Origin of the sequence: Streptomyces sp. NPDC015139, from assembly GCF_043079785.1 — a bacterium.
In the GTDB taxonomy this organism is placed as follows: domain Bacteria; phylum Actinomycetota; class Actinomycetes; order Streptomycetales; family Streptomycetaceae; genus Streptomyces; species Streptomyces albidocamelliae.
In genome coordinates this window covers 1-21,303 of the sequence record NZ_JBIBUW010000011.1, presented here as the reverse complement: position 1 = coordinate 21,303, position 21,303 = coordinate 1, and the positions used below count along the sequence as shown (strand labels likewise).

Genomic DNA, 21,303 nt, shown 5'->3' with positions numbered 1-21,303 from the left:
CGCATGGCCAACAACGCTGACGGTCTGTCAGTCACTTATGACGGGCTCGACGTCGCCGCGACCAAGATCGGTAACGAGGCGAGCCAGCTCGAGCAGGACCTGCAGGAGCTGCGCAGGCTGGTCGTGAGCAGCCTTCAGTACTGGGAGGGCCAGGCCCAGGACACCTTCAACGAGAAGCTGGGCCGCTGGGACAAGGAGGCGAACGACATCCACCAGGCGCTGACCGGCATCGGTCACGTCGTCGCCCAGTCCGGCGGTACGTACATGGAAGGCGACAAGAAGGCCGCCAGCTACTTCCGGTAGGCCGGGGCTCGTAGAAGCAACTCCAGGGTGGGCGCGCGCGGGAGGCGCCCACCCTGTCGTCGGCCCAGACGCTTGCCGGCATGTTCCCCGAACGCCGCGACACCGGCGACGGCGGCAAGAAGTGGACCTCCCGCAGTGATGCCAGTGGCGACAGCGGGATTCTTCTCCAGGGCACCGGGGTGTGGATGATCGACCACGCCTACAGGACCCACGTGAACGCCGTCGACGTGGAGACCGGCGACGGAGGCTTCACCTACCAACTGCCCGACGCCGAACACCATGGGATCGCGGTCGGCGGCAACAGGGCGTTCGTCAGGAACGACGCCCTGCTCTGCGCGCTGCCGGTCTTCTGAGCCGGGAGACCGGGGCTCAGGCGCACTGCTTCGACGCGGACACCGAGTCGGTGAACTCGGTGATGACCTTCTCCATGGCCGCGGCACCGGCCGTCCCGTGCTCCTCGCGGACCATCGCGAAGACGACGTGACCGTCCTTGCCCCGCTTCCCGCAGTCGATACGCCCGACCGCCTGCGCGTCGGTGACGACGTACCGCGTGTTCTCCTTCTCGACGCTGCCGGACTTGATGCCGTAGGTGCCGTAGGCGACGTCGCTGAGCGTGGTGCCCGACTTCCACTGCTCGACGATGCTGGTGACGGCGACCTGCCCGTCCACCACGAGCCGGCAGCGGGCGAAGCCGGCGGGGCCGCTCCTCACGGACGAGATCTTCTTCCCCGCGGGGAGGAGCGGCTCCAACGCGGAGGAGGACACGGCGGTCCCGCACAGCGAGGAGGGAGTGGCGTACTCCCGCTTCGCCGGTGAGTCTCCCGACGAGCATGCGGTCACGGCCGGGCCGATGGCCAGGACGGCCAGGAGGCCGACGACGCGGCGGAGCGGGAAACGGGAGCGGGACTGCGGCATCGGTTTCGGGTCCTCGTCAGGAGATTTCGGTTTCAAGGTCGTCGGCCATGCGCCGTCCGTCGGTCGAAGCGTCGTTGAAGCCGTCCTGGGTGCCGTACCGGGCCCACTCGCCCACCTGGTCCGCGTACGAGACGTGGTGGGCCTTGGCCGCCTCGGTGGCCGCCTTCTGGGCCAGCGCGATGTTGCGCTCGCGGCTGTCCTCCCAGAGCTGGGCGGAGGTGAGCCCGCTGTCCTCCAGCTTGCTGCCCTCCACGTCCTGGAACAGCTCGCCCAGGACGACACTGCTGACAGTGCCGGCGGCACCACCGGCGACAGCACCCACGGCCGGGGTCGCGATGAAACTCGTCCCCACGCCGATGCCGGTGCCTACGACGCCGTTCGCCACGTTCTGCCACTGCGAGACGGCATGGTTGTAGGCGTCGTCCGCTTCCTTCGCGGGGCCCAGCACGGCCTCCTGCCGGCCGATCGCCAGACAGCCCCCGACCTCCGCCGACCGCCGGGAGATCTCCGTGATGGTGTTCTCCATGTTCTGCCCGTACCGGTGGTCCGCGGGCAGGTCCGGATTCATGTGGTAGTCCATGAGGTTCGCCATGTAGGCCTTCTGGCCGACCTCCACGGCGGAGTAGCCCTCGGGGTTCTGCCCCACGGCGATGAGGAAGCGGGACACGTCGGCGTGGTCCATCGCCGCCGACGACCCCGCGACGGGGAACAGCTTCTCGATCTGCTTCCAGTCGGCCGAGTCCGGATCCGGCTTGACGTCGGTGGACGCGCGGTTGATGTCCGGAAGGTACTCCGACGCCATCTGCCCGATGCTGTCGGACATGTAGCTGTGCTCGGTCAGGCGGTCCGGGTCGTCGCTGATCGACGCGACCACGCTCGCCATGAGCTTGGCCTGCTGGGCGTTGTGCGCGGGGGTGTCCGCCGTAGGCAGCTCGCCCGCCGGATGCCCGGTCGTGGCCGCCTCGATGGCCATCGCCAGGTTGTTCTGCCCGGGGTGGATGTCCTCGCCCTTGAGGTCGGTCTCCTTGGGCCACTCCCGGTCCTCGAAGAGGTACGAGAAGTTGGAGACGGCCTCCTTGTGGTCCCCGCCCTTGGGCAGGTACTCCTCGTTCAGGAAGTCCGTGGCCGCGTCCGGGCTGCTGGACAGCGCCTTCAGATAGCCGGTCAGCGGGTCGTCGCCGCTGTCGTCGCCCATACGGTTGAGCCACGGGTCCACGCCCATGTGCTGCCAGGCCAGGTTGGCGTGCTCGCCGTTGCCGGTGAGCCTGCGTTCGGTGGCCATCAGGGAAGTGCCGTAGCTCTTGAGGAACTGGTCGTCGTAGTCGCCCGCGCGCATGAGGTTGCTCATGACCTGGAAGCCCATGGGCCCCATCTGACCGCCGACCGGATCGTCGCCGATGGAGATCATCCGGCCCTTCCACTGGGTCATGGCGGCCGAGTCGCTGTGCGAGGCGGTGGCGAGCGTCATACCGAGGCTGCGCTGGAGGTCGTCGTACTGGTCGACCCGGGCCTGGCCCAACTGCGCCGCCTTGTGCGGGTCGTTGATGCCCGCCCAGAACTCGAGCGTCTTGTCCGGCCCGAGATCGGTGGCGAACCTCTCCGCGAACAGCGGGTCGTCGGCGTACTTCTTCAGCCCGGCGCTGAGCCTGTCGAACTCCTCGGGCGTCAGCTTCTCCGGGTTCTTCTTGGCGAGCGCGGCCATCGCGTCCGCCTCCTCGACGGCGGCCTCGGCCGTGTCGCGGTCCTTGTAGGTCGCGTCCGAGAAGCCGTACTCGGTCTGGTCCACGACGGCGGTGAGCACCGTCTTCGCCGAGTTGTCGCTCTTGGTGGCCGCGGTGAGGATCTTCTCGACCTCGTTCTTCAGCGCGGTGACGTCCTGCTCGTCGTGCTCCGGCGGCGTGTACCCGGCCGCGGCACGGTCGGGGTGGACGTTCATGGTCACGGTGAACGAGCCGTCGCCGGTGTCCATCACCGTCAGGTTCTTCTTCAGCCCGCGGTCCAGCGCTTCGTTGAGCTGCTTCTGGTAGCCCTTCAGCTCCCCGGCGGTGTCGCTCAGGATGTTGTGTATGGTCTGCGCCTGCGTGTGGGCGTCCTGGAACTCACCGGCCGTCTTGCCGATGAACTCCTTGGTCACCTGACTGTTCTCGCCGGCCCAGTCGGCCTTGTTCGCGGCCTGGTGCAGACCCTTCTCGGCGTCCTCCGCCAGGTCCTTCAGGTTGCGGACTATGTGTCCGAAGTCCTCGACGGCATCGTCGAGCTGCTTGAAATTGGCGAAGCGCAGAGCGTCGAGATCCATGAGTCGGGGCCCCCGTCAGGCGTGGTGATCAGTTCTTCTTCGGCGATTCCGACGAGCCGTAGACCGGGTTGTGCTTCCCGGGCCCGCCGACACGCTCGTCGAAGCCGTCGTCGAGAGTGTCGATGCTGCTCATCTGCCGCTGGATGTACGCGTCGTCGCCCGCGTGGATCTTCTTCGTGACCTGCATGTGGTTGGAGATCTGGGCACAGGCGTCCAGCAGGGAGTTGAGCTGGGAGTCCCATTTGATCGACACGTGCGACAGACCGGCTCCGAGTGCGAAACCCTGCTTCGTCAGGTCGCCCGCCGCCGCGTCCACGCTGGTGTTCGACAGCCGGGCCTTGTCCCACAGATGGTTGTACAGGGTGTGGGCCTGGCCACCGATCTTCGTCAGATCGTGCTGGGTGACCTTGAGGTCACCCGTCTGGTTGGGAGCCGCGGCGGAGCCCCCCGGGTCGGACGGCAGCTGATTGAGCCGCATGTGCGTCGTCCCACCCTGCTGGCGCGTCAGCGCGTCCGACTTGAGCTGCTCCCACTCGTCCCATGCCATGGGTGATCCATCCTCCGCGCAGTGCCTGCTCTGTGATCGCCGTTCACTACGGATCGTCCAGTTCCGGACAACGTAGCAACATGGATGAACGGGCCGCAGCGCCCGTCCCCAGCACGTGCAAAAACTCCACTTCAGCCCCCCAGCCCGCACTCGACGGGCCGGGGGTGACGGGCACCGGGGCGGCGCCCGGGCCGTCCTCGGTCAGTGCGTGCCGTCCGGCACCGCCCCCACCTGCACCATCGGCTTCCCCCGCTTCCGGGACACGAACACGCCCCGGCCCGCCGGCATCGGGCGGGGGCGGACGCCGCCCAGCAGGTCGCCCTCGGCCGGGTCGCCCGCGAGGACCACGCCCTGCGCGCCGAGTTCCTTGATGCGCTGCATGAAGGCCTCGTAGCCGGCGCGGCCGGCGCCCGCCGTGGAGCGGGCGATGATGAAGCGCACACCGACGTCGCGGGCGAACGGCAGCAGTTCCGTCAGAGCCGCCAGCGGGTTGCCGCTCGACGTGGACACGAGGTCGTAGTCGTCGATGACGACGTACACCGTGGGGCCCCGCCACCAGCTGCGGTCGCGCAGCTGCTCCGGCGTCACGTCCGCGGTCGGCGTGCGGCGCTGCATCAGGTCCGCCAGCGCGTCCATGTGGTGCTGCATCTGGTTCGACATCGGGATGTACTCCGCCAGGTGGGACGGCGGGGTCACGCCCAGCAGCGAACGGCGGTTGTCGACGACGAACAGCTTGCAGGCGTTGCCGTCGTAGCGCTCGGTGAGCCGCTTGATGAGCAGCCGCAGCAGGTTCGACTTGCCGGACTCGCTCTCACCGAACACCAGGAAGAACGGGTCCTGCTCGAAGTCCACGAACACCGGCTCGAGGTTGTCCTCGTCGAGGGCGAAGGAGACGCCCCGGTTCGGGAAGCGGTCGCCCGGGGGAAGCTGGGCCGCCGGGAACTCGCGGGGCAGCAGCCGTACCTCCGGTGCGCCCGGCTCCTGCCAGTGGCGGGTGACCTCCGCCGCGAGAGCGGTCGTCGCCTCCGCGAGGTCCGTGTCGGAGGAGAGGCCGTCGATGCGCGGGACCGCCGCCATGAAGTGCTGCTTCTGCGGGGTCTGGCCGCGCCCGGGGACACCCGTGGGCACGTTCGCCGCGACCTTGCGGTCGATCTCGGAGTCCATGGGGTCGCCCAGCCGCAGCTCCAGGCGGTTCATCAGGTGGTCCTTGAGGTTCGCCCGGACCTCCATGGCACGCGACGCCGTGAGGATCACGTGGATGCCGTAGCCGAGGCCGCGCGCGGCGATGTCCAGGACCAGCGGCTCCAACGCCTCGTAGTCGGTGCGGAAGTTGCCCCAGCCGTCGATGACCAGGAAGACGTCGCCCCAGGGCTGGTCGGCCACCGAGATGTCGCCCCGCCCGCGGCGGGAGCGGAACTCCGCGATGGAGGAGATGCCCGCGGAGCGGAAGTACTCCTCGCGGCGGGTCATGACGCCGTACACCTCCGCCGTCGTACGCCGGACCTTCTCCGGGTCCAGACGCGAGGCGACACCGCCCACGTGCGGCAGGCCGGCCACCGCGGCCAGACCGCCGCCACCGAAGTCCAGCCCGTAGAACTGGACCTCGTGCGGGGTGTGGGTGAGCGCGAAGGACGCGATCAGCGAGCGCAGCAGCGTCGACTTGCCGGACTGCGGACCGCCGATGATCTGCATGTGGCCCGCCGCGCCGCCGAAGTCGACCCACAGCGGGTCGCGCCGCTGCTCGTACGGCTTGTCGACGAGGCCGACCGGGACGACCAGCCGGCCCGCGCCCTCGTAGCCCGGCTGCGTCATACCGCGGCCGGCGACCGGCGCCAGCCCCGGCAGCAGCCCGTCGAGCGACGGCGGGCTGTCCAGCGGAGGCAGCCACACCTGGTGGGCGGCCGGGCCCTGCGCCTCCAGGCGCCGCACGATCACGTCGAGCACGGTGTCGGCGAGCGCGTCGTCCTGCCGCTCGTCCGGCTCCTCCCGGCGCTGCTGGGGGATCGGCACGTACCGCACCGGGACGTCGGCCGCCGTGAACAGCACCGGCCGGCGGTCGACGGGCAGCGGACCGCCGAACGCCGCGGCCGCCTGCGAACTCGTGCGGTACACACCGGAGACGTACGCCGCCTTGAACCGGACCATTTCGTCCGTGCCGAACTTCAGGAAGCCGGAACCCGGGACGTTCGGCAGCTCGTAGGCGTCCGGGACGCCGAGCGCGGCACGCGACTCCGCCGCGGAGAACGTCCGCAGACCGATGCGGTACGACAGATACGTCTCCAGACCGCGCAGCCGGCCCTCCTCCAGGCGCTGCGAGGCCAGCAGCAGGTGCACGCCCAGCGACCGGCCGATGCGGCCGATCTGCACGAACATCTCGATGAAGTCCGGCTTCGCGGTGAGCAGTTCGCTGAACTCGTCGATGACCAGGACCAGGGACGGGATCGGCTGCAGCGGGGCGCCCGCCGCGCGCGCCTTCTCGTAGTCGTGGATGTTCGCGTAGTTGCCCGCGTCGCGGAGCATCTCCTGGCGGCGGTTGAGCTCACCGCGGATCGAGTCGCCCATGCGGTCGACCAGGGTGAGGTCGTCCGCCAGGTTGGTGATCACGGCCGCGACGTGCGGCATCTGGGCCATGCCGGCGAACGTGGCACCGCCCTTGAAGTCGGCGAGGACGAAGTTCAGCGTCTCGGAGGAATGGGTCACGGCGAGGCCGAGGACCAGCGTGCGCAGCAGCTCCGACTTGCCGGAACCGGTCGCGCCGACACACAGGCCGTGCGGGCCCATGCCCTCCTGGGCCGCCTCCTTGAGGTCGAGCATCACGGGCCGGCCGTCCTCGCCGAGACCGATCGGCACGCGCAGCCGCTCCGACTGCGAGCGCGGCCGCCACGTCCGCTTCGGGTCGACGGAGGCCGCGTCGCCCAGATTCAGCAGGTCCGTGAACTCCAGGTTGGCGAGCAGCGGTTCGTCGTCGTCCCCGCCCGACGCCACGCGCAGCGGCGCCAGCTGACGCGCGAGGGCCTCCGCGGCCTCGTACGACAGGACGTCCGGCGTCCCCTCGTAGACCATGCCGTGCCCCGACTCCAGGCGCAGCTCGGCGGGCGTCACGACGACGGAGAGGTCGCCGCGGCCGGCGCTGAGGTCACCGGGCACGACCTCCAGGACGGTCACGCCCTGCAGACCCTCGGGGTTGGCCAGCAGCGACGACGGCGGCAGGGAGATGCCGTCGAGTACGACCACCAGATGCGGCTGCTCGGGGACCGGGGGACCGCCGGGGTGGAAACGCGGGCGGCCCTCCAGGCGGGAGGCGAGGCGGTCCTCCAGCTCGGCGGGGTCGGTGGTGATCAGGCGCATGCTGCCGGCGCCGTCGGCGAGGCCCGGGGCCTGCACGTGCGGCAGCCACTTGACCCACTCCCACTCGGGCGCCGACTCGCGTCCGGTGACGACGGCGAACACCAGGTCCTCGGGGGAGTGCAGGGAGGCGAGGGAACCGGCGACGGCACGGGCGGTGCCCCGCACGGTGGCCGGCTCACCGCTGATCGTCACGTGGTAGAAGGCGCGCAGCGAGACCGCCATCGGCAGGTCGTCGAGGGTGCTGTGGGTGGCCACGAAGCGCTGCATGGCGCCGGCGGTCAGCGGCTCCAGCTCGTCGACCGGCGCGGTCTGCGGCGGGATCAGGGCGGTTGCCAGGGCCTGCGGGCCGAGGCCCACCCGGACCTGCCCGAAGTCCTCGTCTCCGGTGCGCCGTTCCCACACCCGGCTGCCCTCGGCGACCAGCGCCCACAGTTGCTCCGGCGAAGGGTGCAGGTAGTACTGGGCGTCGCGCTGGGACATCGCGGTGTCCAGGGCGGCGCGCCGGGTCTGCGACAGGTAACGCAGGTAGTCACGGCGCATGTCGGCCATCTGCCCCTGGTTTCCCCGGCGGTAGCGGATGAGCATCGAGATGCCCATCGCGATCGTCGAGGCCACCATCACCATGCCCATGATCTTCATGAAGGGCTGGGCCTGCGGGTTGAAGAAGAACACCACGGACCCGCCCATGCCGAGCATGGGCAGGAGCTGCATCAGCGCGCCTTCCTGCTGTCCGCGCGGAAGTTCCGGCGGAGCCTGCAGGATCACCTCGTCCGTGGGCACTTCCTTCGGCAGTGCCCGTGGCGGGCGCTTGACGACGATGTGGCTCACTACGCACCAATTCCCTTGCCGGACCGAGATGTTTCGTCCGCCGCCCCGTGTCAGGCGGACGTGGACCGCGAAGCGCGATCCTACTGACAACCACCGGCAACGCCGGGCGGTAGGGTGCCGTGAGATGCGTGAGCAGTTGCGAATCGTTCCGGGAAAACCCGGGCATTTGGCAACGGTTCGAAGCAGGTGCCACCCCGCGAACCCCGGATGCGGCCGCCCGGTCGGCCGGCGGAGCGCGGGGCGCCGCACAACCTGCACAGGATCTTTACGGGCGGAAGGGTGCGTGGCGGCACCGGGAGCCGCCCCACAACCGACGAGGGGGAACAGCAGGTGAGCATGACGGCCTCCGCGCCGGCCGGCGCGACCGGTGGACCGGGCTCCGGAGCCCCTTCCGGGGCGGGCATGGGGTTCGGCTTCTGCCGGGTCACCATCGTGGCGCCCGACAGCCGCATCGACGTGGCCCTGCCCGACGACGTACCCGTCGCCGACCTGTATCCGGAGATCCTGCGCCTCTCGCAGCAGAGCCCCGCCGAGGGCGCGCCGGTCGGCTACCACCTCGTCCGGCGTGACGGCACCGTCCTCGACGGCGCCCGGTCCTTCACGGCCCAGCGCATCCTCGACGGCGAGCTGCTGACCCTGCGCCCGTTCGCCGAGTCGCTGCCCCCCGCCGTCCTCGACGACGTCTCCGAGGCGGTGGCCGCCGCCGTCACCCGCGACCGCACCCTGTGGGGCGGCGACCTCACCCGCGCCGCGGGTCTCGTCGCGGGCGGCGTCCTGCCCGTGCTCCTCGCGTTCGTCGCCTGGAGCTCGCAGGTCCACCACGACATGTACAGCCTCCAGGGCATCATCGCGGGCGTCACCGGCATCCTGCTGGTCACCATGGCCTGCGTACGCGCGCGTGTGTACGACGACCGGGGCTCCGCGGTCGCCCTGGGGCTCGGCGCCCTGCCCAACGTCGGCGTGGCCGGTTCGGGGCTGCTGCCGCTCTCCACCGGCGAGGGCATCGGACGGCTGCAGTTCCTGCTCGCCTGCACGGCGGTCCTGGTCGCCGCCCTGGTACTCACCCTGGTCTCACCGGGCGGCGACGGCCCCTTCGTGGCGTTCGTCTTCGCCTCCGCCATCGGCCTGATCACCAGCTTCATCGCGATCCTCACCGAACTGCGGCCCATCGAGACGGCCGCGATCTGCGCCCCGCTGTCGGTCGTGGCGCTGGCCTTCCTGCCCGGCCTGTCCATGCGGTTCGCGCGACTGCCCATCGGCTTCGAACCGCCGAACCCCTCGCGCGCCGGCTACGACAGCGGTGAGCCCGCCGCGCAGGAGCCCGTGGACGCCGAGCGGGTGGCCGCGCAGGCCCGGCGCGGCCACGAACTCCTCGTCGGCCTGGTCGGCGGCTGCGCCCTCGTCGCCGTGGGCGCGTCGATCGTCCTCGGCTTCTCCAGCAACGCCTGGGCCCAGCTCCTGGCCCTGGCCACGGGAGTCGCGATGCTGATGCGCGCGCACCTGTTCCGCTACACCGCCCAGGTCGGCGCCACCCTCGCCGCGGGTTTCGCCGCGATCGTCTTCCTCGGCCTCGGGCTCGCCCTGAACCCGCCTCGCGGCTACCTGATCGACGCCCTCCAGGGCCACGCCACCGACCTCGACATCCGCAGCGTCTGGCTCGCCGCGGCGGTCGGCGCGGCCACGGTCCTGGTCACCGCGATCGGCCTCGTCACCCCGCGCCGCGGTGTCACCCCCTTCTGGGGCCGCTTCCTGGAGATCGCCGAGAGCTTCGTCCTGCTCACGCTGATCCCCCTCGCCCTCGCCGTCTTCGACGTGTACGCCCGGGCGCGGGCGATGACCAGCTGACGCCCGCGGAACAGCGGAACACGGGAGGGGGCGGCACGCGTGCGTGCCGCCCCCTCCCGTGTTCACGTCACTGCGCCGCGAGGCCCCCGTTGCGCTCCGTCGGCTCCAGGTCGAACTCCCCGTCCCGCGCGCCCAGGACGAACGCCCGCCACTCCGCCTCGGTGTACCGCAGCACGGTCCCGGGGTCGAGGGAGGAGCGCATCGCCACCGCACCACCGGGCAGGTACGCGATCTCGACCCGCTCCTCGTGCTCCTCGGTGCCCGGCGCGCCCTGCCACTCGACGCCCGAGATGTCGAGCGCGTAGAGCTCGTCGCGCTCCCGCTCCTTGCGCGCCTTGATCTCCGCTTCCGTCTCCGTCATCCTGCAGCGATCCCCTTCCGGGTGCGTACGGTCCCGGCGCTCACCCTAGTGGCGGTCCGTGCGCCACCAGGGCGGTTCCGGGACGGGGGAAAGCGGACCGCCGTCCCCTGGTACCCTGAGTGACGGCCGTTCGTGTACGCACCCCCGAAACCGTCCAGGTTCTGGAGGCCGCGCCCGGCGGACCCCGCCTTCCGAGTAACGGAAGTTCCCTCGAGATGTAGACCGGGGGCACTCGGTGGCCATTCACACCATGAGGAGTACGCGTGTCGCTCGACGCCGCTACGAAGAAGCAGATCATCTCCGAGTTCGGTACCAAGGAGGGTGACACCGGCTCCCCCGAGGTCCAGGTCGCGATGCTCTCCCGTCGGATCTCCGACCTGACGGAGCACCTGAAGACCCACAAGCACGACCACCACTCCCGCCGTGGCCTGCTGATCCTCGTCGGTCAGCGCCGTCGCCTGCTGCAGTACCTGGCGAAGAAGGACATCCAGCGCTTCCGTACGCTGGTCGACCGCCTCGGCATCCGCCGTGGTGCGGCGGGCGCCAAGTAGTACGCCGTGGAGGGAGCGGTTCCCGGGAAGCTCGGGGACCGCTCCCTTTGCCGTATGCGGGGCCGGTTCACGCGAACGGGACCTCCGTCGTACGAACGGAAACGTGCGGAGTGTCACTCACGCTTTGTAGTGTGGTAGCACAACGCCTTACGGACGACACAGCACGACAATGAACAAGGAGACGCGCACCTCGCCGCCGCCGGTCCTCGGTAGTGGCCCCCGGGGGGAAGTGAGCCCCGGGTGCTTCGATCGAAGACCGGCCCGCACAGCCCGGCGCGCTTCTCCGCAACCGTCCCCCTGCCACACGGGCAGCCAAGGGACGAAGACGAGGAGAAAACGCTAGTGGAGAACGAGACCCACTACGCCGAGGCCGTCATCGACAATGGCGCCTTCGGCACCCGCACCATCCGCTTCGAGACGGGCCGCCTGGCCAAGCAGGCCGCCGGTTCCGCCGTGGCGTACCTGGACGACGACACCATGGTGCTGTCGGCCACCACCGCCTCCAAGAACCCCAAGGACCAGCTCGACTTCTTCCCCCTCACGGTGGACGTCGAGGAGCGGATGTACGCCGCCGGCAAGATCCCCGGCAGCTTCTTCCGCCGTGAGGGCCGGCCGAGCGAGGACGCGATCCTCACCTGCCGCCTGATCGACCGCCCGCTGCGCCCGTCCTTCAAGAAGGGCCTGCGCAACGAGATCCAGGTCGTCGCCACGATCATGGCGCTCAACCCCGACCACCTGTACGACGTCGTCGCGATCAACGCCGCGTCCGCGTCCACGCAGCTGGCCGGCCTGCCCTTCTCCGGCCCGATCGGCGGCGTCCGCGTCGCGCTGATCCGTGGCCAGTGGGTCGCGTTCCCGACGCACACCGAGCTCGAGGACGCGGTCTTCGACATGGTGGTCGCCGGCCGCGTCCTGGAGGACGGCGACGTCGCGATCATGATGGTCGAGGCCGAGGCCACCGACAAGACCATCCAGCTGGTCCAGGGCGGTGCCGAGGCGCCGACCGAGGAGGTCGTCGCCGCCGGTCTGGAAGCCGCGAAGCCCTTCATCAAGGTGCTCTGCCGCGCCCAGGCCGACCTCGCCGCCAAGGCCGCGAAGCCGACCGGCGAGTTCCCGATCTTCCTCGACTACCAGGACGACGTCCTGGAGGCGCTCTCCGCCGCCGTCCGCCCGGAGCTCGCCTCCGCGCTGACCATCGCCGGCAAGCAGGAGCGCGAGGCCGAGCTGGACCGCGTCAAGGCGCTCGCCGCCGAGAAGCTCCTGCCGGAGTTCGAGGGCCGCGAGAAGGAGATCTCCGCCGCGTACCGCTCGCTCACCAAGCAGCTGGTCCGTGAGCGCGTGATCAAGGAGAAGAAGCGCATCGACGGCCGCGGTGTCACCGACATCCGCACCCTGGCCGCCGAGGTCGAGGCCATCCCGCGCGTGCACGGCTCCGCGGTGTTCGAGCGTGGCGAGACCCAGATCCTGGGCGTCACCACCCTCAACATGCTCCGCATGGAGCAGCAGCTGGACACCCTTTCCCCGGTGACCCGCAAGCGCTACATGCACAACTACAACTTCCCGCCGTACTCCACCGGCGAGACCGGCCGCGTCGGCTCCCCCAAGCGCCGCGAGATCGGCCACGGCGCCCTCGCCGAGCGCGCCCTCGTGCCGGTCCTGCCGACGCGCGAGGAGTTCCCGTACGCGATCCGCCAGGTCTCCGAGGCGCTGAGCTCCAACGGCTCGACGTCCATGGGCTCGGTGTGCGCCTCCACCATGTCGCTGCTGAACGCCGGTGTGCCGCTGAAGGCCCCCGTCGCCGGTATCGCCATGGGCCTCATCTCCCAGGAGATCGAGGGCGAGACGCACTACGTCACCCTCACCGACATCCTCGGTGCGGAGGACGCCTTCGGCGACATGGACTTCAAGGTCGCCGGCACCAAGGAGTTCGTGACCGCCCTCCAGCTCGACACCAAGCTGGACGGCATCCCGGCCTCCGTCCTGGCCGCCGCCCTGAAGCAGGCCCGTGACGCCCGCCTCCACATCCTCGACGTGATGATGGAAGCGATCGACACGCCGGACGAGATGTCCCCGAACGCCCCGCGGATCATCACCGTCAAGATCCCGGTGGACAAGATCGGTGAGGTCATCGGCCCCAAGGGCAAGATGATCAACCAGATCCAGGAGGACACCGGCGCCGAGATCACGATCGAGGACGACGGCACCATCTACATCGGTGCCGCCGACGGCCCGGCCGCCGAGGCCGCCCGCGCCACGATCAACGGCATCGCCAACCCGACGATGCCCGAGGTCGGCGAGCGCTACCTGGGTACGGTCGTGAAGACGACCACCTTCGGTGCGTTCGTCTCCCTGCTGCCCGGCAAGGACGGTCTGCTGCACATCTCGCAGATCCGCAAGCTCGCCGGCGGCAAGCGCGTGGAGAACGTCGAGGACGTCCTCGGTGTGGGCCAGAAGGTCCAGGTCGAGATCGCCGAGATCGACTCCCGCGGCAAGCTCTCCCTCATCCCCGTGATCGAGGGCGAGGAAGGCGACGACACCGCGAAGGACGACGCCGACCAGTGACGTCCCGTAGCTCCAGGACGACGGCCCGCACCTCTTCGGAGGCGCGGGCCGTCGCCCGTACCCAAACACTCGTCAAGGGCACGGGCGGCATCGGCACGGTCCGCAAGACCACCCTCCCGGGCGGGCTGCGCATCGTCACCGAGACCCTGCCCTCGGTCCGCTCGGCGACCTTCGGCATCTGGGCGCACGTCGGCTCCCGGGACGAGACCCCCGCCCTGAACGGCGCCACGCACTACCTGGAGCACCTGCTCTTCAAGGGCACCTCCAAGCGCAGCGCGCTGGACATCTCCGCCGCCCTCGACGCGGTCGGCGGCGAGATGAACGCGTTCACGGCGAAGGAGTACACGTGCTACTACGCGCGCGTGCTCGACACTGACCTGCCGCTCGCCATAGACGTCGTCTGCGACATGCTGACGGACTCGCTCATCCTCGAGGAGGACGTCAACGTCGAGCGCGGCGCGATCCTCGAAGAGATCGCGATGACCGAGGACGACCCGGGCGACTGCGTGCACGACCTGTTCGCGCACACCATGTTCGGCGACAACGCCCTCGGCCGCCCGGTCCTCGGCACGGTCGACACGGTCAACGCCCTCACCGCGGACCGCATCCGCCGCTTCTACAAGAAGCACTACGACCCGACCCACCTCGTGGTCGCCTGCGCCGGCAACGTCGACCACGGCAAGGTCGTACGTCAGGTCCGCGCCGCGTTCGAGAAGTCGGGTGCCCTGAAGAACGCGGACGCCCAGCCGATCGCCCCCCGCGACGGCCGCCGTACCATCCGCGCCACCGGCAAGGTCGAACTGCTCGGCCGCAAGACCGAGCAGGCGCACGTCGTCCTCGGCATGCCCGGTCTCGCCCGCACCGACGACCGCCGCTGGGCCATGGGCGTGCTGAACACCGCCCTCGGCGGCGGTATGTCCTCCCGCCTGTTCCAGGAGGTCCGGGAGAAGCGCGGCCTCGCCTACAGCGTGTACTCGTACACCTCGGGCTTCGCCGACTGCGGCCTGTTCGGCGTGTACGCCGGCTGCCGGCCGAGCCAGGTCCACGACGTGCTGAAGATCTGCCGGGACGAACTCGACCACGTCGCGCAGAACGGCCTCTCCGACGACGAGATCGGCCGCGCCATCGGCCAGCTCCGGGGCTCCACCGTCCTGGGCCTGGAGGACACCGGCGCGCTGATGAACCGTATCGGCAAGAGCGAGCTGTGCTGGGGCGAGCAGATGTCCGTCGACGACATGCTGAGCCGGATAGCCGCGGTCACCCCGGACGAGGTCCGGTCGGTCGCCCGCGACATCCTGGGGCAGCGTCCGTCGCTGTCCGTCATCGGCCCGCTGAAGGACAAGCAGGCCTCCCGGCTGCACGACGCGGTCGCCTGATTCACCACCGGTAAGGAAGCAGGAACATGAGCAAGCTGCGCGTGGCGGTCCTCGGTGCCAAGGGCCGGATCGGATCCGAGGCGGTCAAGGCGATCGAGGCCGCCGAGGACCTGGAACTGGTCGGCGCCCTCGGACGCGGCGACAAGCTGGAGACGCTGGCGGAGGCCGGCGCCCAGGTCGCCGTCGAACTCACCACCCCCGCCTCCGTCATGGGCAACCTCGACTTCTGCGTGCGCCACGGCATCCACGCGGTCGTCGGTACGACGGGCTGGACCGAGGACCGCCTCACGCAGCTGAAGGGCTGGCTCGCCCAGTCCCCGCAGACCGGTGTGCTCATCGCGCCGAACTTCTCCATCGGCGCCGTCCTGACGATGAAGTTCGCGCAGATCGCCGCGCCGTACTTCGAGTCGGTCGAGGTCGTCGAACTGCACCACCCGAACAAGGTGGACGCCCCCTCCGGCACCGCCACGCGCACCGCGCAGCTCATCGCCGAGGCGCGCCGGGCGGCCGGCACCGCCCCGGCGCCGGACGCCACGGTCACCGCACTGGACGGCGCCCGCGGCGCCTCCGTCGACGGCGTCCCGGTGCACGCGGTCCGCCTGCGCGGCCTGCTGGCCCACCAGGAGGTGCTGCTCGGCGGCGAGGGCGAGACCCTCACCGTCCGCCACGACTCCCTGCACCACAGCAGCTTCATGCCGGGCATCCTGCTCGGCGCACGCCGTGTGGTGACCACTCCGGGCCTGACCTTCGGCCTGGAGAACTTCCTGGACCTGAGCTGACACCCACTCCCATGCGCGCGAAGATCACTTACCTCGTCACGGCCGCCGTCCTCGTCTTCTACTTCGTCCTGGTCGGCAGCCGCGGCGTGATGCTCATCCAGTCCGGCACGCTCCTCACCGTCACCTTCGGGGTGGCCGTGCTGATCCTGCCGGTCATCGGCCTGTGGTTCCTGTGGAAGAACACCCAGTTCGTCCGCCGGGCCAACCAGCTCGCCGCCGAACTCGAGGCCGAGGGCGGCCTGCCCGTCGACGAACTCAAACGCACCGCGAGCGGCCGTATCGACCGCGACTCGGCCGACGAGGTCTTCGCCAGGCGCAAGGCCGAGACCGAGGCGTCCCCCGACGACTGGCGCTCCTGGTTCCGCCTCGCCGTCGCCTACCACGACGCCCGCGACACCCCCCGCGCCCGCAAGGCGATGCAACGGGCGATCGCCCTCCACGCGGGCCGGACCGTGCAGGTTTAGCCGCGACCGTCGGCGCCGGCAGTCCCTTCCGCCGGGGAGCCGACGGCGTTCCCGTACCTGGGTAAACGATTCAGCCGCGCCGGTACTCCGCCGCCCACGCCTCCACCGTGTCCGCGGCCCGGTCGAAGGCCGTCGGGCGGCCCAGGAAGTCCAGGGTGTGCGTGGTCGTCAGGGGCGCCGTGTCGTCGGACCGGCGGTCCTTGCGGACGAGCGCCAGCGCCTGCCCCTGCACCGTCCGCGGCAGCCCCAGCCAGCGCACCGGCTGCTGCACCGTACGCACCGAGACGACCCGCGCCCACGGCACGGTCCGCGTCATCAGGAAGCCGACCTGGCGCAGCCCGTGCCCGCTGACCCACACCCCCATGCGCAGCAGCCGCAGGGAGCCGGCGATGACGGCCAGGCCCGTGACGAGGACCCCCGCCGAGGAGGAGAGGCCGTCGGAGGAGAACGCATTCGTCAGGGCGATGAGCACGGCCGCGAACAGCACGAACGAGGCGAGCAGCAACCCCAGCGCGGCCGCGCCCACACGCCACGGGCCGGGCCGGTAGGGGCGCCGCCAGCGCTCCGGGTCGTCGTGGGGCAGCGCGCTCTCGGATGCCGTCTCGAAGCTGCGCTCGGCCGTCAGAAAGGGCAGGGGCACGGCTGGTCCTCACTCGCTCCTCGCGTGGGCTGTGCCCGGTGAGGCTATCCGGCCGGGTTCCCGCTCACCAGCCTTGAGCGTCCGGAAGAGTCAGTGCCCCTGTGACGCCTGGGACTGCTGAACCGGCTTGCCGACCGGCGTCGACAGCGCGGGCATGGCGAGCACCAGCGCGCCGATCAGCCCGGCGACCAGGGTCAGGCCCAGCAGCCAGCGCCCGGCCACCTCGCCGAAGGAGGCCCGCCCACGGGGCGGGGGAGTGACATTGCTGCGGAACCTGTCTGCCTCGGCCAGGAAGGCGAAGGGTACGGGCTCACGCCGACGGAACATGGTGGTTCCCTCTCCTTTCGGGTTTTCGCATCGAACGTGCGGTCCTCGCCGATACAGACGCTCGAAGGACACAAAAGGTGCCCATGTCCGAAAAATTAGTCGCTGTGACTTCTGGGGCGAGGTACTGCACCAGGCCCCGGCGGGTGCCCCGTAAGGTGGGCGCGAACCACAGAAGTGATGGGAAGGACCCCAACCCCCGTGACCACCGAGTCGCTCACGTTCCGCAGTGACGTCACCGTCGAGCTGGTGAAGTCCAGCGCGTCGGACGCCGACGTCCTGTTCGCCGCCCGCGTCTCCACCGCCGGCGAGCAGTCCCTGGACGAGCTGAAGAAGGACCCCGAGCGCTCCAAGGGCCTGATCAACTACCTGATGCGCGACCGGCACGGCAGCCCGTTCGAGCACAACTCGATGACCTTCTTCATCAGCGCCCCGATCTTCGTCTTCCGCGAGTTCATGCGGCACCGGGTCGGCTGGTCGTACAACGAGGAGTCCGGCCGCTACCGCGAGCTGGAGCCCGTCTTCTACGTCCCCGACGCCTCCCGCAAGCTCGTCCAGGAGGGCCGCCCGGGCAAGTACGTCTTCGTCGAGGGCACCCCCGCCCAGTACGAGGCGGTCAGCGGCACCCTGCGCGACGCCTACGAGCAGGCGTACGCGGCCTACCAGAAGATGCTCGCCGAGGGCGTCGCCCGCGAGGTCGCCCGCGCGGCGCTCCCCGTCGGCCTCTTCTCGTCGATGTACGCCACCTGCAACGCCCGCTCGCTGATGCACTTCCTCGGCCTGCGCACCCAGCACGAGCTGGCCAAGGTGCCGTCCTTCCCGCAGCGGGAGATCGAGATGGTCGGCGAGAAGATGGAGGCGGAGTGGGCGAAGCTCATGCCGCTGACCTACGCCGCCTTCAATACGAACGGGCGTGTGGCCCCGTAACGAAGCCCTGTTCCGCACCCGAAACGGATGTACGGATCAGCCTCGTGAGGTGTCCGTATTGCGGCATTTAGAGAAGTTCATCTAGCCTGATCAAACGGACCCGGCACTGCTTGAACCCCCGAGCAGGCAGTGCCGGGCTCCTTATTTGTCCTGACTTTCCCGGCACCCCGAGGGCAGACCACGCGTTGAGCACCGAGTAGCGTGTAACCCATGGCTCCGACCTCCACTCCGCAGACCCCCTTCGGGCGGGTCCTCACCGCCATGGTCACGCCCTTCACGGCGGACGGCGCACTCGACCTCGACGGCGCGCAGCGGCTCGCCGCCCACCTGGTGGACGCAGGCAACGACGGCCTGATCATCAACGGCACCACCGGCGAGTCCCCCACCACCAGCGACGCGGAGAAAGCGGACCTCGTACGAGCCGTCCTGGAGGCCGTCGGCGACCGCGCCCACGTGGTGGCCGGTGTCGGCACCAACGACACCCGCCACAGCATCGAGCTGGCGCGCGAGGCGGAGCGCATCGGAGCCCACGGCCTCCTGGTCGTCACGCCGTACTACAACAAGCCCCCGCAGGAGGGCCTGTACCGGCACTTCACCACCGTCGCCGACGCCACCGGCCTGCCGGTGATGCTGTACGACATCCCGGGCCGCAGCGGCGTCCCGATCAACACCGAGACGCTCGTCCGCCTCGCCGAGCACCCCCGGATCGTCGCCAACAAGGACGCCAAGGGCGACCTCGGCCGCGCCGGCTGGGCCATCGCCCAGTCCGGCCTCGCCTGGTACTCCGGCGACGACATGCTGAACCTGCCGCTGCTCTCCGTGGGCGCGGTCGGCTTCGTCTCGGTCGTCGGCCACGTCGTCACCCCGGACCTGCGCGCCCTCGTCGAGGCGTACACCTCGGGCGACGTCGTCAAGGCCACCGAGATCCACCAGAAGCTCCTCCCGGTCTACACCGGCATGTTCCGCACGCAGGGCGTCATGACGACGAAGGCCGCGCTCGCCCTCCAGGGCCTGCCGGCCGGACCCCTGCGGGCGCCCATGGTCGAGTGCTCGCCCGAGGAGATCGCACAGCTCAAGATCGATCTTGCCGCCGGCGGGGTACAGCTCTGACAACAGACTTCGCACCGCGCGGGCCCCACAGGCTTCACAACTGAAGAACAACTGCATACGCGGGACACGGTGCCCGCACCCCACAACGACAACTGCTTCTGCACGAACGTCATGCGCGCCACGTGCCGTACCGGTACGTGGCGCGCGTGGTGAGGAGAGTCTTTTGAGTCATCCGCATCCCGAACTCGGTTCCCCGCCGCCGCTCCCCGAAGGCGGCCTCCGGGTCACCCCGCTCGGCGGTCTCGGCGAGATCGGCCGAAACATGACGGTCTTCGAGTACGGGGGCCGCCTGCTGATCGTCGACTGCGGAGTGCTCTTCCCGGAGGAGGAGCAGCCCGGAATCGACCTGATCCTGCCGGACTTCTCGTCCATCCGGGACCGCCTCGACGACATCGAGGGCATCGTGCTCACGCACGGCCACGAGGACCACATCGGTGGCGTTCCCTTCCTGCTCCGCGAGAAGCCGGACATCCCGCTGATCGGCTCCAAGCTGACCCTCGCCCTGATCGAGGCCAAGCTCCAGGAGCACCGGATCCGCCCGTACACGCTCGAGGTGGCGGAGGGGAACCGCGAACGCGTCGGCCCCTTCGACTGCGAGTTCGTCGCCGTCAACCACTCCATCCCGGACGCGCTCGCGGTCGCCATCCGCACGCCGGCCGGCATGGTGGTCCACACCGGCGACTTCAAGATGGACCAGCTCCCGCTGGACAACCGGCTCACCGACCTCCACGCCTTCGCGCGACTGAGCGAGGAGGGCATCGACCTCCTGCTCGCCGACTCGACGAACGCGGAGGTGCCGGGCTTCGTCCCGCCCGAGCGCGACATCTCCAACGTCCTGCGGCAGGTCTTCGCCGGCGCCCGCAAGCGGATCATCGTGGCGAGCTTCGCCAGCCACGTCCACCGCATCCAGCAGATCCTGGACGCCGCCCACGAGTACGGCCGCCGGGTCGCCTTCGTCGGCCGCTCCATGGTCCGCAACATGGGCATCGCCCGGGACCTCGGCTATCTGAAGGTCCCGCCGGGTCTGGTGGTCGACGTCAAGACGCTCGACGACCTGCCCGACCACCAGGTGGTCCTGGTCTGCACGGGTTCCCAGGGCGAGCCGATGGCGGCCCTGTCCCGCATGGCCAACCGGGACCACCAGATCCGCATCGTCGACGGCGACACGGTCATCCTGGCGTCCTCGCTGATCCCCGGTAACGAGAACGCGGTCTACCGGGTGATCAACGGTCTGACTCGCTGGGGCGCCAACGTCGTCCACAAGGGCAACGCCAAGGTGCACGTCTCCGGGCACGCGTCCGCGGGCGAGCTGCTGTACTTCTACAACATCTGCCGCCCGAAGAACCTGATGCCCGTCCACGGCGAATGGCGCCACCTGCGCGCCAACGCGGAGCTGGGCGCGCTCACGGGTGTCCCGCACGACCGGATCGTCATCGCCGAGGACGGCGTGGCGGTGGACCTGATCGAGGGCAAGGCCAAGATCTCCGGGAAGGTCCAGGCCGGCTACGTCTACGTGGACGGCCTCTCGGTCGGCGACGTCGGTGAGCCGGCCCTCAAGGACCGCAAGATCCTCGGGGACGAGGGCATCATCTCGGTCTTCGTGGTCGTCGACTCCTCGACCGGCAAGATCACCGGAGGCCCGCACGTGCAGGCCCGGGGCTCCGGCATCGAGGACGCGGCCTTCGCCGACGTCCTGCCGAAGATCACCGAGGTCCTGGAGCGCTCGGCGCAGGACGGTGTCGTGGAGCCCCACCAGCTCCAGCAACTGATCCGCCGCACCCTCGGCAAGTGGGTCTCGGACACCTACCGCCGCAGGCCGATGATCCTGCCTGTGGTGGTCGAGGTCTGACGGTCCTACGACCGCTCGTCCGCGTGAACCTGGAGCGGGGCCCTCGATTTGCATCGGGGCGCCCCGCTCCAGTACGTTTACGGCTCTGCCCGACCGGGAACCCCAGCACTTCATGCGCTGGACACAGGTGCCCGGAGGGGGTGGGAAAACCGGCTCAGAACTTCTGATAAAGTCGGAACCGCTGGAAAGGGAAACGCGAAAGCGAGAACCTGGAAAGCACCGAGGAAATCGGATCGGAAAGATCTGATAGAGTCGGAAACACCGAAGGGAAGCCCGGA

General features: G+C 69.8%; 18 protein-coding genes. 11 read left to right on the top strand and 7 right to left on the bottom strand.

The genetic code is table 11. The features are described from left to right. The first annotated feature begins 3 nt into the window (after positions 1-3). Together ACF08B_RS27270 and ACF08B_RS27265 are read left to right on the top strand one after the other, a co-directional pair. Complete coding sequence (locus ACF08B_RS27270) at positions 4-303, top strand: WXG100 family type VII secretion target (protein ID WP_073890159.1); 300 nt, start codon at positions 4-6, stop codon at positions 301-303. 80 nt (positions 304-383) lie between these two features. After that, a complete protein-coding gene (locus ACF08B_RS27265) occupies positions 384-656 on the top strand; it encodes a hypothetical protein (protein ID WP_392319825.1) in 273 nt (90 codons plus the stop codon). Between the two features lie 16 nt (positions 657-672). Here the strand turns inward: ACF08B_RS27265 and ACF08B_RS27260 are convergent, their stop codons facing one another. From ACF08B_RS27260 to eccCa, 4 genes are all read right to left on the bottom strand, one after another. After that, positions 673-1,218 carry a hypothetical protein gene (locus tag ACF08B_RS27260; protein ID WP_392319824.1) on the bottom strand — a complete coding sequence of 182 codons (546 nt, stop codon included), beginning with the start codon at positions 1,216-1,218 and terminating at the stop codon, positions 673-675. A 16-nt stretch (positions 1,219-1,234) separates the two neighbouring features. Then, the gene (locus tag ACF08B_RS27255; protein ID WP_392319823.1) at positions 1,235-3,514 is read right to left on the bottom strand and encodes a hypothetical protein; all 2,280 of its coding nucleotides are present in this window, start codon (positions 3,512-3,514) and stop codon (positions 1,235-1,237) included. 28 nt (positions 3,515-3,542) lie between these two features. Then, the gene (locus ACF08B_RS27250) at positions 3,543-4,061 is read right to left on the bottom strand and encodes a hypothetical protein (RefSeq protein ID WP_392319822.1); all 519 of its coding nucleotides are present in this window, start codon (positions 4,059-4,061) and stop codon (positions 3,543-3,545) included. Positions 4,062-4,262: 201 nt separating this feature from the next. After that, entirely contained in the window at positions 4,263-8,237 is a 3,975-nt protein-coding gene (gene eccCa, locus ACF08B_RS27245; protein WP_392319821.1) for a type VII secretion protein EccCa, read from the bottom strand. A gap of 336 nt (positions 8,238-8,573) precedes the next feature. On the opposite strand from eccCa, the gene eccD reads away from it, so the two are divergent. After that, positions 8,574-10,082 carry a type VII secretion integral membrane protein EccD gene (gene eccD / locus ACF08B_RS27240; RefSeq protein WP_392320033.1) on the top strand — a complete coding sequence of 503 codons (1,509 nt, stop codon included), beginning with the start codon at positions 8,574-8,576 and terminating at the stop codon, positions 10,080-10,082. 67 nt (positions 10,083-10,149) lie between these two features. On the opposite strand, the gene ACF08B_RS27235 is transcribed toward eccD, so the two are convergent. Then, entirely contained in the window at positions 10,150-10,443 is a 294-nt protein-coding gene (locus tag ACF08B_RS27235; protein ID WP_093474222.1) for a DUF397 domain-containing protein, read from the bottom strand. Positions 10,444-10,706: 263 nt separating this feature from the next. Between ACF08B_RS27235 and rpsO the strand changes: the two genes are divergently transcribed. The 5 genes from rpsO (at position 10,707) to ACF08B_RS27210 (ending at position 16,175) form a co-directional block, all read left to right on the top strand. Beyond that, positions 10,707-10,994, top strand: a complete 288-nt coding sequence (gene rpsO, locus ACF08B_RS27230) for a 30S ribosomal protein S15 (RefSeq protein WP_033529274.1) — start codon at positions 10,707-10,709, stop codon at positions 10,992-10,994. 342 nt (positions 10,995-11,336) lie between these two features. After that, the gene (locus ACF08B_RS27225; protein ID WP_392319820.1) at positions 11,337-13,556 is read left to right on the top strand and encodes a polyribonucleotide nucleotidyltransferase; all 2,220 of its coding nucleotides are present in this window, start codon (positions 11,337-11,339) and stop codon (positions 13,554-13,556) included. Beyond that, entirely contained in the window at positions 13,553-14,932 is a 1,380-nt protein-coding gene (locus ACF08B_RS27220; RefSeq protein WP_392319819.1) for a M16 family metallopeptidase, read from the top strand. The genes ACF08B_RS27225 and ACF08B_RS27220 overlap by 4 nt, the downstream gene beginning before the upstream one ends. Before the next feature lie 26 nt (positions 14,933-14,958). After that, complete coding sequence (gene dapB, locus ACF08B_RS27215; RefSeq protein ID WP_093474217.1) at positions 14,959-15,711, top strand: 4-hydroxy-tetrahydrodipicolinate reductase; 753 nt, start codon at positions 14,959-14,961, stop codon at positions 15,709-15,711. Between the two features lie 11 nt (positions 15,712-15,722). Further along, positions 15,723-16,175 (top strand): hypothetical protein, encoded by a 453-nt coding sequence (locus ACF08B_RS27210; RefSeq protein WP_392319818.1) that lies wholly within the window; start codon positions 15,723-15,725, stop codon positions 16,173-16,175. A 70-nt stretch (positions 16,176-16,245) separates the two neighbouring features. Here the strand turns inward: ACF08B_RS27210 and ACF08B_RS27205 are convergent, their stop codons facing one another. Both ACF08B_RS27205 and ACF08B_RS27200 read right to left on the bottom strand, forming a co-directional pair. Beyond that, a complete protein-coding gene (locus tag ACF08B_RS27205; RefSeq protein WP_392319817.1) occupies positions 16,246-16,815 on the bottom strand; it encodes a hypothetical protein in 570 nt (189 codons plus the stop codon). 90 nt (positions 16,816-16,905) lie between these two features. Then, the gene (locus ACF08B_RS27200) at positions 16,906-17,142 is read right to left on the bottom strand and encodes a hypothetical protein (protein WP_392319816.1); all 237 of its coding nucleotides are present in this window, start codon (positions 17,140-17,142) and stop codon (positions 16,906-16,908) included. A gap of 177 nt (positions 17,143-17,319) precedes the next feature. Between ACF08B_RS27200 and thyX the strand changes: the two genes are divergently transcribed. From thyX to ACF08B_RS27185, 3 genes are all read left to right on the top strand, one after another. Beyond that, complete coding sequence (thyX, locus tag ACF08B_RS27195) at positions 17,320-18,066, top strand: FAD-dependent thymidylate synthase (protein WP_392319815.1); 747 nt, start codon at positions 17,320-17,322, stop codon at positions 18,064-18,066. Between the two features lie 210 nt (positions 18,067-18,276). Continuing rightward, a complete protein-coding gene (gene dapA / locus ACF08B_RS27190; protein WP_073890185.1) occupies positions 18,277-19,176 on the top strand; it encodes a 4-hydroxy-tetrahydrodipicolinate synthase in 900 nt (299 codons plus the stop codon). A 163-nt stretch (positions 19,177-19,339) separates the two neighbouring features. Continuing rightward, the gene (locus ACF08B_RS27185; RefSeq protein ID WP_392319814.1) at positions 19,340-21,025 is read left to right on the top strand and encodes a ribonuclease J; all 1,686 of its coding nucleotides are present in this window, start codon (positions 19,340-19,342) and stop codon (positions 21,023-21,025) included. The last annotated feature ends 278 nt before the right edge of the window (positions 21,026-21,303 follow it).